Origin of the sequence: Streptomyces sp. NPDC059534 (assembly GCF_042743475.1) — a bacterium.
Classification (GTDB): Bacteria; Actinomycetota; Actinomycetes; order Streptomycetales; family Streptomycetaceae; genus Streptomyces.
Genome location: NZ_JBHWAQ010000006.1, coordinates 156994 through 176627 on the forward strand (window position 1 = coordinate 156994; position 19634 = coordinate 176627).

The following is a 19634-nucleotide window of genomic DNA, read 5'->3' on the forward strand; positions in this document are numbered from 1 at the left end:
TTTCGCCGGCGCGCGCGGAGGGGGACGCAGATGCGGGAGAGTCATCGGGCCGTGGTGGAGCGGCTGTTGGAGCGGATCGTGGCGGAGGAGATACGGGGCTCCGCCGGCCGGGCCGACGCGCTGCCGCCCGCCGAGGCGCTGCTCGCGCGGGGCCGGGCGGCGCTGGATTCGATGACGGCGGGCGCGGAGGAGGAGTACGCGGTCTTCCTCGCGGCCCTGGAGAGCCGGGAGGCAGGGACGGCGTCAGGGCGGGCGCGGTGGGCGGACCGTCTCACCGGGCCCGGGGCGGCCGGTCCGGCGCTGGTCGCCGGGGTCGCCGCGGTGGCGGCCGTCGGGGCGGACCTGGCGCTGGGCACGGCGGCGGGGACGGCGTTCGGCGCGGGCGCGGTGGTGGCGGTGGCCGGTGCCGCGGCGACCGTGCTCAGGGTGACGGCGGGGCCGCCGCCGGCCGTCGACCGGTCTTCGGCGGCGCTCGACGGGTTGCGGGAGTCGTGGCTGTCGGCCCTGGAGAAGCGGGGGGTGCGGCCGTTCCTGGAGGGGCAGCGTACGTCCCCCGCGTCGGGTGGTGCGGTGGTGCTGCCGCGGCAGGGACGGGGCGGCGGGCTGCGGGGTGCGGACCGGAGTGCGGCGGCCCGGCAGCGCAGCGTCCTGGAGCGGTCGTTCGGCCATCTGCCGGACCCGGGTGGGCTGTTCGCGGGGCGGCGGGAGGAACTGGCGCGGATCACGCGGTGGGTTCAGGCGGGGCGGGCGTCGGCGGCGACCCGGCCGACGGTGGTGCTGCTGCACGGCGAGCCGGGGTCGGGCCGGACGGCGCTCGCGGTGCGGGCGGCGCACGCGCTGCGGGACCAGTTCCGCGGGGCGTGCGTGGTGGACCTGCGGGGCGCCGCCACCGGCGAGCGGCCGGTGTCGACCCGGGAGGCGCTGCTGCACCTGCTGAACCGGCTGGGCGCTCCGCGCGACCGGCTGCTGTTCCGGGAGGGCTCGACGGCTGACCAACAGGTGGGGCGGCTCGCGGAGTTGTACCAGCGGCAGCTGACGGGGGTGCCGGTGACGGTGATCCTGGACGACGCCGTGGACGCGGCCCAGGTGCGGGCCCTGCTGCCGGAGCGCTCGGACAGCCTGGTCCTGGTGACCTGCCGGGAGCCCCTGGACCTGGGCGCGGAGCTGCCGGCCGACGTGCACGCGCTGCCGGTGGCGGCGCTGGACGCGGCCGGGGCGGAGGATCTGCTGCGGGCGGCGGCGGAGACGCCCGACCCGGGACCGTACGACGCGGCCGCGTCCGAGCGGATCCGCGAGCTGTGCGGCGGGCTCCCGCTGGCGCTGCGGGCGGCGGGCTCCCTGCTGGGCCGGCGCCCCATGGACGAGGTGGCGGAGGCGCTCGGCCGTCCCGGCCGGGACGGCGGTCCCGTCGAGCGCGCCCTGTCCGTGCGGTACGCCGTCGGTCTCGGCGACGACGCCCGGCGGCTGCTGCGGCGGCTCGCGCTGGCCGGGCGGGCCTCGCTGGGGGCGGCGGCGGCCGCCGCGCTGCTCGGCGGGGACGGGGCCGAGGGGGCGCGGCTGCTGCGGGAGCTGGCCGACGCGGGGCTCATCGACCATGTGCGCGGGGAGCGGTACCGGCTGCACGACGCCGTGCGCGGCTTCGCGGCGGTCCGGCTCCTGGAAGAGGAGGACACGGCGGAGATCGCGGCGGCGCAGGAGCGGCTGATCCGGAACTACGCGGAGCTCGCCGACGCGGTGATCCGGATGGTCGACGGGAAGATGTCGACCCGCGCGGACCGCTTCGACGGGCACGGTTTCGGCTCCCTGGAGGCGGCCCTGAGCTGGCTCGACGAGGAGACCAGCTTCATCACGGCGGCGCTGCGGCACGCGGACGGCGTCGACCAGCAGACGGTCCTGGACCTGCTGGGCGCGCTCTGCGACCACTGCCTGCTGCGCGGCGACCTCTACCGGCTCGGCGAGATCAACGAGCTCACGGAGTCCATCGGGCAGGGGCAGCTGTCCCGCTCGGTGCAGTGGCGGACCGGTATCGCGGCCCGGCAGCTCGGCGAGCTCGACAAGGCGCGGACGACGCTGACCTCGGTCGTCTCGCTCTATCAGGAGGCCCGCCAGGACCCGGGGGCGGCACTGGCGCTCTGCTCGCTCGGCATCACCCTGCACCACCAGGGCCGGCTCGGGGAGGCGGCGGCCCGGCTGCGGGAGGCCCTGGTGCTCCAGGAGCCGGAGGCGCTGGCGGCCGACCGGGGGTGGACGCTGCACGCGCTGGCCGCCGTGGAGCGGGACCGGGGGAAGCTGGCGGAGGCCGGGGCGCTGCTCGACCGGTCGCTGGCGCTGCACCGGGAGCACGAGTCCCTGCACGGCGAGGCGTGGGCGCACTTCCACCGGGGCCAGGTGCTGCTGCTGCGGGGCGACGTGCCGGGCGCGGTGGGCGAGCTGCGGGGCGCCCTGGACGACTACGGGCGCATCCACGACGGGCGCGGCGAGGCGTGGGCGCTGACCCAGCTCGCCCGGACCCGGCTCGCCGCCGGGGACGCGGAGCCGGCGGTGGAGGGGCTGCGCGGGGCGCTCGCCCGTCACCGTGAGCAGGAGGACGCGCGGGGCGAGGCGTGGACGCTGTACCACCTGGGGCACGCCCTGGAGGAGCGCGGCGACCGCGACGAGGCGGTGCGGGAGCTGGGCCGGGCCCGGACGATGTTCTCCCGGATGCGGGACGTGTACGGCCTGGCGAGCGCGAGGCACCACTCGGGGCGGGTCACCCGGGACCAGCTCGCGGCCCGTACCGGGGGTCTGCGGAACTCGGGGTTCGCCCGGCAGCTGCTGGTGGACGCGCGGGCGGACTTCCACCGGATCGGGGTGGCCCACGGGGAGGGCTGGACCTGCCTGGAGCTCGCGATCATCGACGCGGGCAACGGGCGGGTGCCGCAGGCGCTGGGGCTGTGCGACGAGGCGCGGGGCCTGTTCGCCTCGTACGGCGACCTGCGGGGCGCCGACTGGGCCCGCTTCCTGCGCTGCACCCTGCTCCCCCACGCGGCTCCGGGCGCGCCGGAGCCGGGGACGGCGTCCGCCCGTGAGGAGCTCGCCGCGCTGGCGGCGGACCGGCACCCGGCGCGGGACCCGCGGCTCGACGACTGCGTCGAGGCGTACGCGGTCGTCCTGGACCGGGGCGTTCCCGCCTCGGCGCCCTGGCGGGCCTGGGACCTGGGCATGGTGCCGAACCGGCACGCCCGGGAGGTGCTGGGGGTGCCGGAGGCGTAGACGCGGGCCGCCCCCTGTCCCGTACCGGCGGGGTACGGGACAGGGGGCGGGGCCGTTACTTGGCGGAGGCGCCGGCCTGTGCGGCCGGGGTGTCCGGGCCGGCGGCGGGGTCGGGGGCCTCCTCGAAGGAGACCCGGCCCATGTGCCGGTTCATCGACTTCATCAGCATCCAGACCGCCAGGGCCAGGACCGCGAAGACGACGAAGCCGAGGACGCCGGGGGTCACCTTGTTCTTGTCCAGCTCTTCGGCTGCGAAGGGGACAAGCTGGGTCAGTGCCAGGTGTGCGCTCATGTCAGGCATTGTCGCGGATGCCCGCGAAGAGATCTTCCTCGGGGAGGGAGGTCGGGACCAGCGCCTTGCTGAGCTCGTACTCCTCCGTCGGCCAGACCTCCTTCTGGATGTCCATCGGGACCCGGAACCAGCCGCCGTCGGGGTCGATCTGGGTGCGGTGGGCGATCAGGGCCTTGTCGCGGGTCTCGAAGAAGTCGGCGCACGGCACGAACGTGGTCAGCGTCCGGGGCTTGCGCTCGAACTCCTTCCAGCGCTCCAGCCACTCCCCGTAGGGGGACTCCAGGTCGCGGGCGATGAGCGCCTCGTGCAGGGCGGTGGTGCGGGGCAGGTTGAAGCCCTGGTTGTAGTAGAGCTTCAGGGGCTGCCAGACCGGGCCGAACTCGGCCTCGGGGAACTTCTCGGTGTCGGCCGCGCCGTCGAAGGCCACCATCGTGATCTTGTGGGTCATGATGTGGTCGGGGTGCGGGTAGCCGCCGTTCTCGTCGTAGGTCGTGACGACCTGCGGACGGAAGGAGCGGATCTGCCGGACCAGCGCGCCGGCGGCGGTGTCCACGTCCTCCAGCGCGAAGCAGCCCTCCGGCAGCGGGGGCAGCGGGTCGCCCTCGGGCAGACCCGAGTCGACGAAGCCCAGCCACTCCTGGGAGACGCCGAGGATCTCGCGGGCCTCGTCCATCTCCTTGCGGCGGACTTCGTGGATGTTCTCCTCGATGTAGGGGTCACCCTGAAGCTGGGGGTTCAGGACCGAGCCGCGCTCGCCGCCCGTGCACGTCACCACGATGACGTCCACCCCCTCGGACACGTACTTGGCCATCGTGGCCGCACCCTTGCTCGACTCGTCGTCGGGGTGGGCGTGAACGGCCATCAGTCGCAGCTGCTCAGTCAAGACTCGATCCTCAGTGATTCGACGCGGAGCCAGGTCTCTATAGTGACGGAATCGGGGGAGTGAAAATTCCGCCACCCCCGGCTTGGAGAGGATCGACCATGAGCGCGGTGCGAGAGCAGCTGCCCGAAGGGCGCTACGGGCGCTCCGCGGACGAGCGGGCCGACCGCAAGCTCAGGATCACCGGCGCGGTGCTCGGCGTCCTCTTCCTCGGCCTGATGGGCTGGTTCGGCTGGCACTACGTCGTCGACAGCAAGATCAGCGCCGAGATGATCAAGTTCGACGTGGTGAGCGACACCGAGGTCCAGGTCCACCTGGAGGTCCGCAAGGACGAGGGTGTCAAGGGCGTCTGCACGCTGCGCTCCCGCGCGGAGGACGGTGCCGAGGTGGCCCGCAAGGACGTCCGGATCGACGACCCCGCCACCCGGGTCGACAGCGTCTTCTCGCTCCGCACCACCGCCCGCGCGACCAGCGCGGAGCTGATCGGGTGTACGGCACCGTAGCGGTGGGTAGGGACCGGGTGACGAGTCCCGGCGGGTCACCACGGTGACCTGGGGTGACGCCATCCTGATGGTTTATGTCCTCCCGCTTTTCGCCACTCATTGTTAGGCTCGTACTTTCGCCCACCCGGGACGCCATGCATTCCGTGTAGGGCGATGCTTTGTATTCCCAGTACCTACGAGGAGCACCTGTGACCCAGACCAGCGACAACGTCACCTGGCTCACCCAGGAGGCGTACAACAAGCTCAAGGACGAGCTTGAGTACCTGTCTGGTCCCGCGCGTACCGAGATCACCGTCAAGATCGCCGCGGCACGCGAAGAGGGCGACCTGCGCGAGAACGGCGGGTACCACGCGGCCAAGGAGGAGCAGGGCAAGCAGGAGCTCCGCATCCGCCAGCTGACCCAGCTGCTCCAGCACGCCAAGGTCGGCGAGGCGCCGGCGGACGACGGCGTCGTCGAGCCCGGCATGGTCGTCACGATCGCCTTCGACGGCGACGAGAACGACACGATGACCTTCCTGCTCGCCTCCCGCGAGTACGCGAGCGACGTCATCGAGACCTACTCGCCGCAGTCGCCGCTCGGCGTCGGCGTCAACGGCAAGAAGGCCGGTGACGACGCGCAGTACGAGCTGCCGAACGGCAAGAAGGCCACGGTGAAGATCCTCGGCGCCAAGCCGTACACCGGCTGAGCCGCACTCCTTGAGCGAAGGGCCGGCCCCCCGAGGGGGCCGGCCCTTCGTCCTGCGCGCACATGTCATGATGCGGCCTGACGTCACGTCACACACGTCTGCATGGGGGGATGGACGAGGTGTTCGGAGCGCTGCGCGAGGACGCGCCACGACAGATCGGACCGTACGAGGTACTCGCCCGGCTCGGCGCCGGCGGCATGGGCGAGGTGTTCCTCGGACGGGACCCGGAAGCGGACGGTCCCGCACCGGGCTGCCCCGAGCCGGGTGGCCCCGCGCCGGACCGTCCCGCGCCGGGTGCCTCCGACGGGCCCGCGCGCACCACGTTCGTCGCCGTGAAGACCGTCCGCCGGGACGTCGCCGGCGACCCGGCCTTCCGGGACCGCTTCCGGCGCGAGATCAGGGTCGCCGGGCTCGTCGACAGCCGGTACGCGGCGGCGCCCGTCGGCGGTGACGCCGACGCGGAGGTGCCCTGGCTGGCCACCGCGTACGTCCCCGGGCCCAGCCTCTCCCAGGCCGTGCGGCGCGGCGGCCCGCTGCCCGTCGCCACCGTGCGGGCGCTCGGCGCGGACGTCGCCCGGGCCCTCGCCGACCTGCACCGGGCCGGGGTCCTGCACCGGGACCTCAAGCCCGGCAACGTCATGCTCTCCGTCGACGGCCCCCGCCTCATCGACTTCGGCATCGCCCGCAGCAACACCGCCACCACCATGACCGCGACCGGTCTGATGGTCGGCACGCCCTCCTTCATGTCACCCGAGCACGTGGCCGGGGCCCGGCACGTGACCGCCGCCTCCGACGTCTTCTGCCTCGGCTCGCTCCTCTGCCACGCGGCGACCGGCGAGGACCCCTTCGGTGACGGGCCGCTCGCCGCCGTCCTCTACCGCGTCTCGCAGGCCGAGGCCGACCTGAGCCGGGTGCCGGAGGACCTCCGGGAGGTCGTCGCCGCCTGCCTGGCCCTGGACCCGGCGGCCCGGCCCGCGCCGGAGCGGCTCGCCGAGCTGCTCGTGCCCGGCGCGGCACCGAAGGTCTTCCCGTGGCCGGAGGGCGTACGCGACCACATCGGCGAGTACGGCCGGGAGCTCGCCCAGCTGGTGGCCTCGGGCGGGCCGCTCCTGGAGGTGGCGCCCGCCTCCGGCCCGGTGGTCACCCCGGCCTTCCCCGGCCTGCACTCCGTGCCGACGCTGGCGCCGGTCGCCCGGCCGGACACACCGGCCGGCCCGCCCCGCCGGCGCCGGGTCCTCGCCGCCGTGCTGGCCCTCGCCGTCGTGGCCGGCGGCGTCGGCGCGTACCTCCTGTGGCCGGAGCCGGGGAAGCCGCAGGCCCCGGCGAAGGCCGCGCCGCCCGCCGCTCCCCGGGTGCCGGGGGTCGACGACCGGGGGCTCGCCGACGCCTCCGGGGTCGTCCCGCAGAACGCGGCCCAGCGGCCGGCCGGCTGGAAGTCCTGGACGGCGAAGCTGACCGCGCCCGCGTTCGGCTGCTCGGCCGGGGAGAAGGTGCTGGTCTGCCGGACGACGGACGGACGGTACGAGGCGCTGGACCCGGCGAGCGGGAAGAAACTGTGGGACGTCGCGCGACCCGCGGACACGCCGGGCGAGACGTACTCCAGCCCCAAGGGCTTCCCGTTCCCCGCCGGGGGCGCCACCCGTCCCACGGTCCACGAGGGCAGTGTGGTCCTCGTCGCCGGGGGCTCCCTCCAGGTGCGTGACGCGCGCACCGGCGCGGTGCGGTGGGAGAAGCCGGCACAGGGGCCGCAGGGTTACTGGGACACCCGGCCCGTGGTCGCGGACGGGATCGTCTTCGCGGCGACGGAGGTCGCGCAGGACGTGGACTGGGTGCGGGCCGCCCTGACGGCGTTCTCCCTGACCGACGGACGACAGCTCTGGTCGAAGGAGCTCACCAACGGGACCACCTCCTTCGCCGACCGCCGGGCGTACGAGCCGGTGGCCTACGCGCGGGGAGTCGTCTACGCCCTCAGCCAGGGCGGGCTCGTGTCGTACGACGGCAGGAAGGGCACCCAGCTCGGACAAGTCGAGCCGGACGCCAAGGCGTGCGAGACCCTCAAGGTGCTGGGCACGTCGGCATACTGCGCCGGAGACGGGTTCGGCGTCGACACCGACACCTCGCTGCACCTGCTCGACGCCCGCACCCTCGCCCCGAAGGCGTCGGTGCCGGGCGGGCTCGGCAAGGCGGCGCCCACGGCGGTCGGCCCGCACACCGTCGTGACCTGGGACAAGGGGCTGCGGGTCCTCGACCCGCGGACCGGCGCGACACTCGCCTCCTACCCGCTCACGGCGGCCCCGGCCGGCCTGGCCCAGAGCTGGTCCGATCCGCTGCTCGCGGGCGACCGGGTCGTGTACGCCGACTACTCCTCGCTGTACTCGGTGCGGCTCGGCACCGACGGAAAGCCGGGCGGCCTCAAGGTCACGCCGGTGCCGGGGGCGCCTGGGCCGCGCGCCGAGGAAGAGGACTACGACCCGAACTTCGGCGAGTTCGTCTTCAAGCAGATCCGGCAGCCGGAGGTCCTGCCGGTCGGCGGGATCGCGTACGTCGTCTTCGACAAGGGCGTCGTCGCCTCCGTCGCGCTCCCCGCCGAGAAGGAGTAGTTCCGTGCTGGAAGCCCTGCCCCCGGGCCGGCCCCCGCGTCTCGTCGGCCCCTACCGGCTGCTCGCCCGGATCGGCGCGGGCGGGATGGGCGAGGTGCACCTCGCCTGCCGGGCGGACGAGCCGACGGCCGATCCGTACCGGATGGTCGCGGTGAAGACCGTGCGCGAGGACCTGGAGGTCGACGGGGACTTCCGGACCCGGTTCCGGCGGGAGATCGCGGCGGCGCGGACGGTGGACGGGCCGGGGGTGGCGCGGCTCGTGGACGCGGACGCCGACGCGCCGTCGCCGTGGCTGGCGACGGAGTACGTGCCGGGGCCGTCGCTCGCGGAGGCCGTCGTACGGTCCGGGGCGCTGCCCGTCGCGGCCGTCCGGGCCCTCGGAGTCGCGCTCGCCGGGGCCCTGGCGGACGTGCACGGCGTACAGGTGCTGCACCGGGACCTCAAGCCGGCGAACGTGCTGCTCGGCGCCGCCGGGCCGAAGCTGATCGACTTCGGCATCGCCCACGCCTTCGAGGCGACGGCGCTGACGTCGACCGGTCTCGTGGTCGGCTCGCCGGGGTTCATGTCGCCGGAGCACCTGGTGGGGAGCCGGGCGGTGGTGCCCGCCTCCGACGTGTTCTGCCTGGGCGCGGTGCTGGCGTTCGCGGCGAGCGGCCGAGGGCCGTTCCACGACGACGAGATGGCCGCCGTGATCTACCGGATCAGCCGGGCGGACGCCGAACTGGCCGGGGTTCCGGAGGAGCTGCGACCGGTACTGGAGCACTGCCTGCGGCTCGACCCGGCCGGGCGGCCGTCGGCGGCCGAACTGGTGTCGCTGCTCGGGGGCGGGGACGCTCCCGAGGTCTTCCCCTGGCCGGGCGGGGTGCTGTCCCTGCTCGCCGAGTACGGGGAGGCCGCCCGGGGCGTCGGGGAGGCGGCGGCGTCCGGTGCGGGCGTGGCCGATCTGCCGACGCTCGGCCCGGTCGTGCCGTACTCCCCCACCGCGATGACGGACCGGCCGGTGGTCCCGGCCGCCGCCCCCGTCCGGCGCCGCCCGTGGGGCGCGGTCGTGGCGGCCGCGGTGGCGGTCGCCGTGGTGGCGACCGTGGGCGTGGTGCTGCTGAACCGGACGGACGGGGAGGGCGGCGCGTCCGCGGGCGGGGCCACCGGGTCACCGCCGGGCAGCGGCGCCGGCCCCGGCGCCTCGGCCCCCGCCACGCTGAGCCGGGTCGTCCTGCCGTACGGCTCCGAGGGCCGCACCAACGACTTCGGCAAGGCCGGCACGGACCGGGCGTACCGTCCGGCGGGCTGGTCGCCCTGGACGACCGGGGTCGAGCAGGGCGTCGGGGCCTGCGCCCTCTCCCCCCGGGTGCTGGTCTGCCCCGGGAACGGCGGCGCGGTCACCGGCCTCGCCGCGGCGGACGGCAAGGAGCTCTGGAAGGTGCCGGGCCGGGGCGAGGGGCTGCGCAGCGGGCCGCAGTACCCGGCGGTCGTCGGCGACACGGCCTACGTGACGGGGCCGGACGGGGTGGTCGCCTACGGGGTCCTGGACGGCGGGGAGCGGAGGCGGATCGCGGCACCCGGCCGCGACTGGGCGGTGAAGGGCACCGACCTCCTCGACGGGGTCCTGTACTCCACGTACGTCGACCTGCGCGACGAGCGGACGGGGCTCGTCACCGCGGTGCGGCTCCGTGACGGGAAGGAGCTGTGGCGGTCGAGGCTCGACGCCCTGCCCGAGCAGCCGGTCGTGGCGGCGGGGCGGGTCCTGGTGCCGCTCGGTGTCGTGCCGGTGGCGCTGGACGCCCGTACCGGCAAGGAGGTGGCGCGCGGCACGGAGGGCTGCCGGCGGTTCACCGTGCACGAGAAGAGCGGCAGCGTGCTCTGCACGGGCACGACGGACGGGTCCGTCACGGTGCTCGACGCGACGACGCTGAAGCGGAAGCGGTCCTTCGGTTCCGCCGTGACGGCGGGGCCCGCCGTGAACGCGGACGGCCTGGTCGCGGTGGCGAGCGGCCAGACCGTGAGCGCCTACGACCTGGAGAGCGGCGAGCGGCGCTGGTCGCTGCTGCCCACCGTCCTGGACGGCACCCTGCGGACGGTGTACTTCGCGGGGGACCGCGTGATCGCGGTCAACAGGAGCGAGGTCTTCTCGCTGCCCGCCGCGGGCCCCTCCGACGACGACGACTACGAGCGCTTCGAGGCCAACTTCCCGGACGACTTCCGCGCGGAGGCGCCCGCGGAGGCGGTGGCCGCCGGAGGGGTCGCCTTCCTCTCCCTCCCCGACGGCCTCGTCCTCTCGGGCTACCTCCCCTGACCCGCCGGGCCGGGGAAGGGCCGGGTCACACCGTCGCCGAGCGGTACTTCCGTACCGACAGGGAGCGGAAGAGCCCGACGATCAGCACCGAATAGAGGATCGACGCCCAGACCGGGTGCTGCATCGGCCAGGCGTCGGACTGGACGACGCCCGGGTTGCCGAAGAGTTCGCGGCACGCCTGGACGGTCGCGCTGAACGGGTTCCATTCGGCGATCGGGCGGATCCAGGCGGCCATCATGCTCGGGTCGACGAAGGCGTTGGACACGAACGTGACCGGGAAGAGCCAGATCAGGCCGCCGGAGGTGGCCGCCTCCGGGGTGCGGACCGACAGGCCGATGAGGGCGCCGATCCAGGAGAAGGCGTAGCCGAGGAGGAGGAGCAGGGCGAAGGCGGCGAGGGCCTTGGGGATGCCGTTGTGGATGCGCCAGCCGACCATCAGGCCCACGATGGCGAGGACGACGACGGTCAGCGCGGTCTGGACGAGGTCGGCGAGGGTGCGGCCGGTGAGGACGGCGCCCCGGGCCATCGGCAGCGAGCGGAAGCGGTCGACGAGGCCCTTGTGCATGTCGTCGGCGATGCCCGCGCCCGCTCCGGCGGTGGCGAAGGTGACGGTCTGGGCGAAGATGCCGGCCATCAGGAACTCGCGGTAGACCGCCGGGTCCGTGTCGCCGCCGACGCTCATCGAGCCGCCGAAGACGAAGCTGAAGAGCACCACGAACATCACGGGCTGGATGAGCCCGAAGATGACCATCTCCGGGATGCGGGTCATCCGGATCAGGTTCCGCTTGGTGACGACCAGCGAGTCGTTGATCGACTGGACGATGCCTCCGCGCGGCTTCCGGTCACCGGAGACGGTGTCGGTCAGGGAGGTCACGATGCCTTCTCCTTCCGGTCCTTGCGGTCCTTCCGGCTCCTGCCGGCGGCGACCGCCACGCCGTTCTCCTCTTCCTCCCGCTCGGCCGCGTGGCCGGTGAGGTAGATGAAGACGTCGTCGAGGGTGGGGCGGCGCAGCCCGATGTCGTCGATCTCGACGCCGACGGCGTCCAGGTCTCGGATGACCTCGGCGAGCAGCTTGGCACCGCCGGTGACGGGGACGGTGAGCCTGCGGGTGTGGTTCTCGACGGAGACCTCGCCGTGGCCGGTGCCCGCGACGCCGTAGCGGGCGAGGACGTCCCGGGCGCCGGGGATCATCTCCGGTTCCTGGACGACGACCTCGACGCGTTCACCGCCGGTCTGCGCCTTGAGCTGGTCGGCGGTGCCGCGGGCGATGACCTTGCCGTGGTCGACGACGCAGATGTCGTGGGCGAGGTGGTCGGCCTCCTCCAGGTACTGGGTGGTGAGGAGCAGGGTCGTACCGCCCGCGACGAGCTCCTTGATGACGTCCCAGAGCTCCTGCCGGTTACGGGGGTCGAGTCCGGTGGTCGGCTCGTCCATGAACATGACCGGCGGGGCGACGACGAGGGCCGCCGCGAGGTCGAGGCGGCGGCGCATGCCGCCGGAGTACGTCTTGGCGGGGCGGTCGGCGGCGTCGGCGAGGTGGAACCGGTCGAGGAGTTCACCGGCCCGCACCTTCGCGGCCCTCGCCCTCATCTGGTAGAGCTCCCCCACCATCTGGAGGTTCTCGCGGCCGGTGAGGTATTCGTCGACCGCGGCGAACTGGCCGGAGAGGCCGATCGAGCGGCGGACCTCGTCGGGGTGCTCGAGGACGTCGATCCCGGCGACGAGGGCCCGTCCGCTGTCGGGCTGGAGCAGGGTGGTCAGGACGCGCACGGTGGTGGTCTTTCCCGCGCCGTTCGGGCCGAGCAGGCCCAGGACGGTGCCCTCGGGTACGTCGAGGTCCACGCCGTCCAGTGCTCGTACGTCGCCGAAGGTCTTCACCAGACCCTCGGCGTAGATCGCGCCTGGCATAGGAATACTCCCGGGGAGATTCGGGCGTTTCCGTCCGATCCTAGGCGCGGGGGGCGGCCCTCGCCCAGTGAATTGGTGACCGGGATCACATGACCACCGGTCAGCCGAGGACCGTGTACCCCGCGTCCCGCAGCGCCTCCTCGACCTCCCGGCAGTGCTCCGGGCCCTTGGTCTCCAGGTGCAGCTCGACCTCGGCCTCGGTCAGGCCGAGGCGCGGATCGGTCCGCACGTGGCCGACGTCCAGGACGTTCGCGTCGACCACCGTCAGGACGGCGAGCAGGGTCGCGAGGGCGCCCGGCCGGTCCGTGACGCGCAGCCGCAGGCTCAGGTAGCGGCCCCCGGCCGCCATGCCGTGCCGCAGGATGCGCTGGAGGAGCAGCGGATCGACGTTGCCGCCGGACAGGACCGCGACGACCGGCCCCTGGAAGGACCCGGGGTCGGCGAGCAGGGCCGCGACCGGGCTGGCGCCCGCCGGTTCGACGACCAGCTTCGCCCGCTCCAGGCAGAGCAGGAGCGCGGAGGAGAGGGCGTCCTCGGAGACCGTGCGGACCTCGTCGACGTACTCCTGGATGAGCGCGAACGGCACGTCGCCCGGCCGTCCGACCTTGATGCCGTCCGCCATCGTCGCCGGCGACTCGATCACCACCGGATGCCCGGCCGCCAGCGAGGGCGGATAGGCGGCCGCGCCCTCCGCCTGGACGCCGATCACCTTCACGTCCGGGCGCAGCGACTTCACGGCGAGCCCGATGCCGGCCGCCAGACCGCCGCCGCCGATGCCGACGAGGATCGTGCGGACCTCGGGGCACTGCTCCAGGATCTCCAGGCCGACCGTGCCCTGGCCGGCGATGACGTCGGGATGGTCGAAGGGGTGGATGAAGACCGCGCCGGTCTCCCGCGCGTACTGCTCCGCCGCGGCGAGCGTCTCGTCGACGACATGGCCGTGCATCCGGACGTCGGCGCCGTACTCCCGGGTCGCCGCGATCTTCGGCAGCGGGGCGCCGACCGGCATGAAGACGGTCGCGCGCACGCCCAGCAGCTTCGAGGCGAGCGCGACGCCCTGCGCGTGGTTGCCCGCCGAGGCGGCGACGACCCCGGCCGCCCGCTCCTCGGGGCGCAGGCAGGCGATCCGCACGTACGCCCCGCGCAGCTTGAAGGAGCCGGTCCGCTGGAGGTTCTCGCACTTGAGCTGGACCGGGGCCCCGACCAGGGAGGACAGATGGCGGCTGCCCTCCATCGCGGTCACCCGGGCCACCCCGGACAGCATCTTCTGCGCCCCCCGCACGTCGTCCAGCATGAGGTGGTGCAAGGGGTCTCGCGTACGGAAGCTCATGACAGCAAGTCTCGCAGCTCACGGCCCTGGTGGCCGCCCGGCGGACAGGTGCCGAAGCGGGTTTGCGCAGCCCCGGTACGGACCCCGTCGGGGCCGCGTACTCTGTCCCCCACCAACCGACCACCCCCGCACGAGAGAGACCCACAGCCATGCCCACATCTCAGGACATGACGACTGAGTTCGACCCCGGTCTCCTCGACGCCCTCCAGCACCAGGTGGCCGTCTTCGCCCGCCGGGCCGAGCAGACCCGCCTCGGCGGCACGGGGCAGCTCCGCAACTCGATGGACCGGGCCGCGTACCTGCTGCTCAACAGGCTGGACCAGGAAGGCCCGATGGGCGTCAAGGCGCTCGCGGCGGGCATGGGGATCGACTCCTCGACCGTCACCCGGCAGGTCGCGCCGCTCGTCGACACCGGCCTCGTCAAGCGCACCTCGCACCCCGAGGACGGGCGCGCGGTCGTGCTCCAGCTCTCGCCGCGCGGCCTCGCGCGGCTGGAGGAGGTCCGCTCCTCGCGCCGCCAGCTCATGGTCGAGGTGACGGAGGGCTGGACGCCGGACGAGCGGGAGTCCTTCTGCACGCTGCTCACCCGCTTCAACACCGCTTTGTCCGCACGGCAGTCGGGGCACGCGGCGGCCGCGGCCACCGGCACGGGCGGCCCGGCGGCGGAGGCCCCGGACGGGACGGGGACCGGGACGGAGTAGGGGCCGCGCCCGGACCGCGAAGAGGCCGGGCGCGGGCCGGGCGGAGGTCGAGCGCGGGCCGGACGCGGGCCGGGGCCGGGAGCGAGTGGGTGCCGACCCCTTGACCCCGCCCGCGCACTGTCCTCATATGAGGACGTGGCAGCGCAGCGGGGCGAGAGCCGGAGCGAACGCGAACGCGCCTACCGCACCCGGGAGTTCGACGCGTTCGTGGCCGGGGCGGCGGGCCGGCTGCTGCACGCCGCGACCCTGCTCACCGCGGAGACCCGCGCCCGCAACCCGTACGCCCAGGAACTGCTGACCGCCGCCCTCGCGCACACCTACGCGGTGTGGGGCCGGCTGCACGACGAGGACCCGTACGACATCACCCGCCGCGACCTCGCCGCCCGCTTCGCGCGCACCGCGTGGCGGCACCACGGCGGCCACGGCGGGGTGCTCTCCGTCCTCGCGCCGCAGGAACGGCTCGTCGTCGTCCTCCGGCTGTACGAGGGCGTCGCCGAGGAGCAGACCGCGGCCCTGCTCGGACTCTCCGAGGCGCGCGTCCGCGCGGTCTGCGCCCGCTCCGTCGCCACCCTGCGGGCCGCCGCCCGGCGCGGCACGGGGGCCGCCGCGTGAGCCGGCACGAGGACAAGGAGGCGGCGGTGCGGCGGCTGCTCGACACCCCGCACCCGCCGCTGCCCGGCGACCTGTCGCTGCGGGCCGCCGCGCGCGGGGCCCGGCTCCGCCGGCGCGCCCGCACCGTACGCCGGGTCCTGTGGGCGGTGTGCGCGGTCGCCGCGCTCGCGTTCGTGGTGTGGGCCTCGGCGACCCGGCCGTGGGAGGTCCCGCCGGCGGCGACGACACCGCCGCTCGAAGGGTGGTGAGGACGGGCCCGGAAGGAACCGCCGCCCGGGCCGGAAGGGCCTGTCGCCCAGGCCGGAAGGGCCTGTCCCCGGGCGAAGGGCCTGTCGCCCGGGCCCGGGGACGACGGAGGGCCCGGACCCCCTCGCGGGTGCCCGGGCCCTCGGTGGCTGCTAGCCCAGCGCCTGGCGCAGGTCCGCCAGCAGGTCGTCGACGTTCTCGATGCCCACCGACAGGCGGACCAGGTCGGCCGGGACCTCCAGGGCGGAGCCCGCGACGCTCGCGTGGGTCATGCGGCCCGGGTGCTCGATGAGCGACTCGACACCGCCCAGGGACTCGCCGAGGGTGAAGAGCTTCGCGCGGTTGCAGACCTCGACCGCCGCCTCCTCGCCGCCCTCGACGCGGAAGGAGATCATGCCGCCGAAGGAGCGCATCTGCTTGGCCGCGACCTCGTGGCCCGGGTGCTCCGGAAGGCCCGGGTAGAGGACCTGGGAGACCTTCGGGTGCTGGGTCAGCATCTCGACGATCTTCGCCGCGTTCTCGCTGTGGCGGTCCATGCGCACGGCGAGGGTCTTGATGCCGCGGAGCACGATCCACGAGTCGAAGGGGCCGGCGACGGCGCCCATCGCGTTCTGGTGGTACGCCAGTTCCTCGCCGAGCGCCTCGTCGGCCGTCACCAGGGCGCCGCCGACGACGTCCGAGTGACCGCCCATGTACTTGGTGAGCGAGTGCACGACCACGTCGGCGCCGAGGGCCAGCGGCTGCTGGAGGTACGGCGACGCGAAGGTGTTGTCGACGACGAGCTTCACGCCGGCCTGGCGGGCGACGCCCGCGACGGCCTCGATGTCGGTGATGCCGAGGAGCGGGTTCGACGGGGTCTCGACCCAGATCAGCTTCGTACGGTCGTTGACGGCGTCCCGCACCGACTCGATGTCGGAGGTGTCCGCCACCGAGAAGTCCACGCCCCAGCGCTGCACGACCTTGGCGAAGAGCCGGAAGGTGCCGCCGTAGGCGTCGTTCGGGATGACGACGTGGTCGCCGGGCGCGAGAAGCGTCCGCAGCAGGCAGTCCTCGGCGGCCAGGCCGGAGGCGAAGGCCAGACCGCGGCGGCCGCCCTCCAGGGCCGCCAGGTTCTCCTCCAGGGCGGTGCGCGTCGGGTTGGCGCTGCGGCTGTACTCGTATCCGCCGCGCAGCCCGCCCACACCGTCCTGCTTGTAGGTGGACACCTGGTAGATGGGCGGGACGACCGCGCCGGTCAGCGGGTCGGCGGTGTTGCCCGCATGGATCGCGCGGGTCTCGAAGTTCTGATGGGTGTGCTGGTCGCTCATGAGTCAGGAGCGTAGTCCCGCGCACACCCCGGCGCCGCGATCGTCTCATCGGGTGTCCTGGACAATGGACACATGGAGATTCTCTGGTTCCTGATCGCGCTGGGGCTGCTGTTCGGCGTCCTCGGCCCCTACGTGCTGCGCCGCCGGGGCGGCATCCGGGTGGTCGCGCCGGGTTCACCGGACGCGGCGGACCCGGAGGCGTACGGGTTCGTGCGGCAGGAGGACCAGGACGTACGGCTGCCGGGCGCGGACGACGACCTGCTCGACGTGCTCGACGTCGTCCAGGCCACCCAGGACTGGCGGGCGGCCGCCCAGCTGCTCGCCGGCACGGACAAGGCGGGCGAGGTGCGCTGGCAGCGCGTCCAGGCGTTCGCGGGCGCCGCGTCCCTCGAACTCCAGGAGAGGCCGGGCGTCGGCGGCGCGTGGCTGCGGGCGTGGCGGGCCGAGGCGCCGAAGGACCCGGGCGGCGCGGCCGTGCACGCCGAGTTCCTGGTGCAGCAGGCGTGGCGCTCCTCGTCGGCCGGCACCGACGACTTCCGGATCATCCTCGAAGAGGCGCGGAAGGTCGCCGGCGAGGCCGCGCTGCTCGCGCCCGGCGACCCCGTGCCGTACATCGTGGAACTGGCCGTGGCCCGCGGACTCGGCTACCCCCACGAGCAGTTCGACCAGGTGTGGGCGAAGGTCATCGACCGCGCGCCGGAGCACATGGGGGCGCATCTGGCGGCGCTGCACTACTGGTGCGAGAAGTGGCACGGCTCCCGCGAGGAGGCCGACCACTTCGCGACGACGGCCGCCGCCCGCGCCCCGCGCGGCTCGCTGCTCGCCGCGCTGCCCCTGTTCGCGGTGCACGAGCACGTGCCCGACGTCGTCCTCGTCCAGGACTTCTTCCGTACGGCGGTGGTGGCCAAGGCGATCGACGGCGCGCTGTACGCGGTCCACTCCGCCCGGCACGACGACCCCATGCTCGCGCACGTCCGCCATCTGCTCGTCTGGTTCCTCGTGCGGGCCGAGCGCTGGACGGAGGCCATGCACCAGCTGGTGCGGGTCGACGGGCACGTGGGCGCGGTGCCGTGGACGCTGAGCGGGGACCCGGCGGAGCTGTACACGGTCTTCCGGAACCTGGCGGTCGCCGGGTACGAGGCGAACGGCGGGAGCCCGGCGACGCTGCCGCGCTGACGGGCGGGGCACGGGGGCGCGCCGGGGCTCGGCCTGTGGTGCGCCCCGTCGCCGTATCGACCGCGCCCACCTGCGGGAACCGTGTGGACGACGGAAGTCGAGGTGGGCCATACTCCGGGCACCCCCACGGCTCGTATGATCATCTCGGTCTTTCCCGTGGGGGGAATCTGCCCGATGGGCGCAACTCTGCGCGCGCTGCGCGCCCTCGTCCTGCTCGCCTGCTTCCATCTGCTCGGCATCGCCCTGCTCACCGCGCTCGGCGCGCTGGACTGGGCGGCCCACCGGTGGGCGCCGGCCGGGTGGGCGCTGAAGCTCTACGTCGTCAGCTTCCTGCTCGCGGTCCCCGTCGTCCGGGGCATGCTCATGCTGCGGACGCCCCGGGACGAGGGGGTCGCCGGCGTCGCCGTCACCGACACGGAGGAGCCCGGGCTCTGGGCCGCCGTGCGGGAACTCGCCGCCCGGGTCGGCACCCGCGCACCCGACGAGATCCGCCTCACCGCCGACATGAACGCGGCCGTCACCGAGGACGCCCGCCTCCTCGGACTCCTCGGCGGCACCCGCCGCCTCTACCTCGGCCTCCCCCTCGTCGCCGGTCTCTCCGAGGCCCAGCTGCGCGCCGTCCTCGCCCACGAACTCGGGCACTACGGGAACTCCGACACCCGGCTCTCCGGAATCGCCGAACGCTGCCGCGTCCACGTCGCCCGGACCGTCGACCGCTTCGAGGAGAAGTCCGGCCTCACGATCGCCAAGGAACGGGCCCGGCAGGAGAAGAAGTCCGCCAAGCGGGTCGCCCGGGGCAAGTCCGCCCGCGAGGTCGACACCACCGGCGTCGGGTTCACCTACCGCGCGATGGCCCGGATCTACACGGCCTACGGCCGCTTCTCCATGCGCGCCACCCAGAGCGGCGCACGCCGCCAGGAGCTCGCCGCCGACCTCGCCGCGGCCCGGATCGCGGGCCGTGACGCCACCACCTCGGCGCTGCGCGCGCTCCCCGCCCTCGACAGCGCGCACGAGTTCTACCTGAGCTCGTACGCGACCCTGGGCGTCGAGTTCGGGATGCTGCCGCCGCGCGGAGAGGTCTTCGGCGGGGTCCGCCACCTGCTCGACGCACGTGCGGAGGAACTGGCGGGGATGCGGGCCGCGCTGCCCGCCGAACCCGCCTCGCCGTACGACTCGCACCCGCCGACGGCCGAACGGGTCGCCGTCCTCGACGCGCTGCCCGACGACGGGCGCGGCACCGAGGAACCCCGCCCGGCGTTCGGCCTCTTCGCCTCGCCCGAGGCGGCGCTCACCCGCGTCGAGGACGCCACCCTCACCCCCGAGGCGCTGCTGATGCGCCGCCTCGACTGGCCCGAGCTGGTCCACGAGTCGATGACCGCGCGGTACGTCCAGGACACCGAGCCGGTGCGCGCCGCCCTCGGGGCGACCGACCCCGGCCCGGCCGACCTCTTCGACGGCTTCCTCGACGCCGTCGACGCGGGCACGGCGTGGGACGTCGTCGGCCGGCTGCCGATGTCCGAGGAGGCCGCCGCCGCGACCGGCCGGGCCGCGCGCGAGTTCGCCCGCACCTCGCTGCGCCGGGAACTCGCCCGGCTCATGACGGCCGTCCTCGCCTCCGACGGCCGGGCCCGCTGGCAGCTCTCCTGGTCCGCCCCGGCGTCCCTGCTCCTGCCCGACGGCTACGCCGCCGCGCTCGACGACGCACTGGACGCGGCGATCTCCGACCACCCGGACACCGAGCCGCTGCGCAAGCTGCTGGCGACGACCGCGTAACCCTCCGCAGCCTCCCTCCCCGCCCCCTCCGCAGCCCCCCTTTCTCCGCCCGCCTCCCCGCACTCCCCCCGAACG

The 19634-nt window shown here is 74.4% G+C and carries 16 protein-coding genes; 10 read left to right on the forward strand and 6 right to left on the reverse strand.

Going from position 1 to position 19634, the window contains the following annotated elements; genetic code table 11:
* Positions 1-30: 30 nt before the first annotated feature.
* A complete protein-coding gene (locus ACFVZH_RS09900; protein WP_384895139.1) occupies positions 31-3252 on the forward strand; it encodes a tetratricopeptide repeat protein in 3222 nt (1073 codons plus the stop codon).
* A gap of 55 nt (positions 3253-3307) precedes the next feature.
* Here the strand turns inward: ACFVZH_RS09900 and ACFVZH_RS09905 are convergent, their stop codons facing one another.
* Positions 3308-3553, reverse strand: coding sequence for a hypothetical protein (locus ACFVZH_RS09905; RefSeq protein WP_384895141.1), 246 nt, complete (start codon positions 3551-3553; stop codon positions 3308-3310).
* The gene (gene mca, locus ACFVZH_RS09910; protein ID WP_384895143.1) at positions 3546-4427 is read right to left on the reverse strand and encodes a mycothiol conjugate amidase Mca; all 882 of its coding nucleotides are present in this window, start codon (positions 4425-4427) and stop codon (positions 3546-3548) included. The genes ACFVZH_RS09905 and mca overlap by 8 nt, the downstream gene beginning before the upstream one ends.
* 98 nt (positions 4428-4525) lie before the next feature.
* Between mca and ACFVZH_RS09915 the strand changes: the two genes are divergently transcribed.
* The 4 genes from ACFVZH_RS09915 (at position 4526) to ACFVZH_RS09930 (ending at position 10506) form a co-directional block, all read left to right on the forward strand.
* Positions 4526-4927, forward strand: a complete 402-nt coding sequence (locus ACFVZH_RS09915) for a DUF4307 domain-containing protein (protein ID WP_384895145.1) — start codon at positions 4526-4528, stop codon at positions 4925-4927.
* Positions 4928-5115: 188 nt separating this feature from the next.
* Positions 5116-5613 carry a transcription elongation factor GreA gene (gene greA, locus ACFVZH_RS09920; protein WP_384895147.1) on the forward strand — a complete coding sequence of 166 codons (498 nt, stop codon included), beginning with the start codon at positions 5116-5118 and terminating at the stop codon, positions 5611-5613.
* Between the two features lie 110 nt (positions 5614-5723).
* Complete coding sequence (locus tag ACFVZH_RS09925; protein WP_384895149.1) at positions 5724-8213, forward strand: PQQ-binding-like beta-propeller repeat protein; 2490 nt, start codon at positions 5724-5726, stop codon at positions 8211-8213.
* Between the two features lie 4 nt (positions 8214-8217).
* Entirely contained in the window at positions 8218-10506 is a 2289-nt protein-coding gene (locus tag ACFVZH_RS09930; protein ID WP_384895150.1) for a protein kinase, read from the forward strand.
* A 25-nt stretch (positions 10507-10531) separates the two neighbouring features.
* Here the strand turns inward: ACFVZH_RS09930 and ACFVZH_RS09935 are convergent, their stop codons facing one another.
* The 3 genes from ACFVZH_RS09935 to ilvA form a co-directional block, all read right to left on the reverse strand.
* Positions 10532-11380, reverse strand: a complete 849-nt coding sequence (locus ACFVZH_RS09935) for an ABC transporter permease (protein WP_384895152.1) — start codon at positions 11378-11380, stop codon at positions 10532-10534.
* Complete coding sequence (locus ACFVZH_RS09940; protein ID WP_384895154.1) at positions 11377-12414, reverse strand: ATP-binding cassette domain-containing protein; 1038 nt, start codon at positions 12412-12414, stop codon at positions 11377-11379. Before ACFVZH_RS09940 ends, ACFVZH_RS09935 begins: the two co-directional genes overlap by 4 nt.
* A gap of 100 nt (positions 12415-12514) precedes the next feature.
* Positions 12515-13744, reverse strand: coding sequence for a threonine ammonia-lyase (gene ilvA, locus ACFVZH_RS09945; protein ID WP_384895156.1), 1230 nt, complete (start codon positions 13742-13744; stop codon positions 12515-12517).
* Positions 13745-13893: 149 nt separating this feature from the next.
* Between ilvA and ACFVZH_RS09950 the strand changes: the two genes are divergently transcribed.
* The 3 genes from ACFVZH_RS09950 (at position 13894) to ACFVZH_RS09960 (ending at position 15305) form a co-directional block, all read left to right on the forward strand.
* Positions 13894-14445: a MarR family winged helix-turn-helix transcriptional regulator gene (locus ACFVZH_RS09950; RefSeq protein WP_384895158.1), complete on the forward strand. Its 552-nt coding sequence runs from the start codon at positions 13894-13896 to the stop codon at positions 14443-14445.
* 135 nt (positions 14446-14580) lie between these two features.
* Complete coding sequence (locus ACFVZH_RS09955; RefSeq protein ID WP_384895160.1) at positions 14581-15057, forward strand: sigma factor-like helix-turn-helix DNA-binding protein; 477 nt, start codon at positions 14581-14583, stop codon at positions 15055-15057.
* Positions 15054-15305 (forward strand): hypothetical protein, encoded by a 252-nt coding sequence (locus ACFVZH_RS09960; protein WP_384895162.1) that lies wholly within the window; start codon positions 15054-15056, stop codon positions 15303-15305. The genes ACFVZH_RS09955 and ACFVZH_RS09960 overlap by 4 nt, the downstream gene beginning before the upstream one ends.
* A gap of 150 nt (positions 15306-15455) precedes the next feature.
* Here ACFVZH_RS09960 and ACFVZH_RS09965 read toward each other — a convergent pair whose 3' ends face one another.
* A complete protein-coding gene (locus ACFVZH_RS09965; RefSeq protein WP_384895164.1) occupies positions 15456-16610 on the reverse strand; it encodes a cystathionine gamma-synthase in 1155 nt (384 codons plus the stop codon).
* Positions 16611-16682: 72 nt separating this feature from the next.
* On the opposite strand from ACFVZH_RS09965, the gene ACFVZH_RS09970 reads away from it, so the two are divergent.
* Both ACFVZH_RS09970 and ACFVZH_RS09975 read left to right on the forward strand, forming a co-directional pair.
* On the forward strand, positions 16683-17786 hold the full coding sequence (locus ACFVZH_RS09970) for a hypothetical protein (protein WP_384895166.1): 1104 nt from the start codon (positions 16683-16685) through the stop codon (positions 17784-17786).
* Positions 17787-17960: 174 nt separating this feature from the next.
* Positions 17961-19559, forward strand: a complete 1599-nt coding sequence (locus ACFVZH_RS09975) for a M48 family metallopeptidase (protein WP_384895168.1) — start codon at positions 17961-17963, stop codon at positions 19557-19559.
* Positions 19560-19634 lie beyond the last annotated feature (75 nt).

Bases quoted from the DNA above. Each gene is read 5' to 3' on its own strand.
- ACFVZH_RS09900 (WP_384895139.1), top strand. From the start codon at position 31: ATGCGGGAGAGTCATCGGGCCGTGGTGGAGCGGCTGTTGGAGCGGATC.
- ACFVZH_RS09905 (WP_384895141.1), bottom strand. From the start codon at position 3,553: ATGCCTGACATGAGCGCACACCTGGCACTGACCCAGCTTGTCCCCTTC.
- ACFVZH_RS09915 (WP_384895145.1), top strand. From the start codon at position 4,526: ATGAGCGCGGTGCGAGAGCAGCTGCCCGAAGGGCGCTACGGGCGCTCC.
- ACFVZH_RS09925 (WP_384895149.1), top strand. From the start codon at position 5,724: ATGGACGAGGTGTTCGGAGCGCTGCGCGAGGACGCGCCACGACAGATC.
- ACFVZH_RS09940 (WP_384895154.1), bottom strand. From the start codon at position 12,414: ATGCCAGGCGCGATCTACGCCGAGGGTCTGGTGAAGACCTTCGGCGAC.
- ilvA (WP_384895156.1), bottom strand. From the start codon at position 13,744: ATGAGCTTCCGTACGCGAGACCCCTTGCACCACCTCATGCTGGACGAC.
- ACFVZH_RS09950 (WP_384895158.1), top strand. From the start codon at position 13,894: ATGCCCACATCTCAGGACATGACGACTGAGTTCGACCCCGGTCTCCTC.
- ACFVZH_RS09965 (WP_384895164.1), bottom strand. From the start codon at position 16,610: ATGAGCGACCAGCACACCCATCAGAACTTCGAGACCCGCGCGATCCAT.
- ACFVZH_RS09970 (WP_384895166.1), top strand. From the start codon at position 16,683: ATGGAGATTCTCTGGTTCCTGATCGCGCTGGGGCTGCTGTTCGGCGTC.
- ACFVZH_RS09975 (WP_384895168.1), top strand. From the start codon at position 17,961: ATGGGCGCAACTCTGCGCGCGCTGCGCGCCCTCGTCCTGCTCGCCTGC.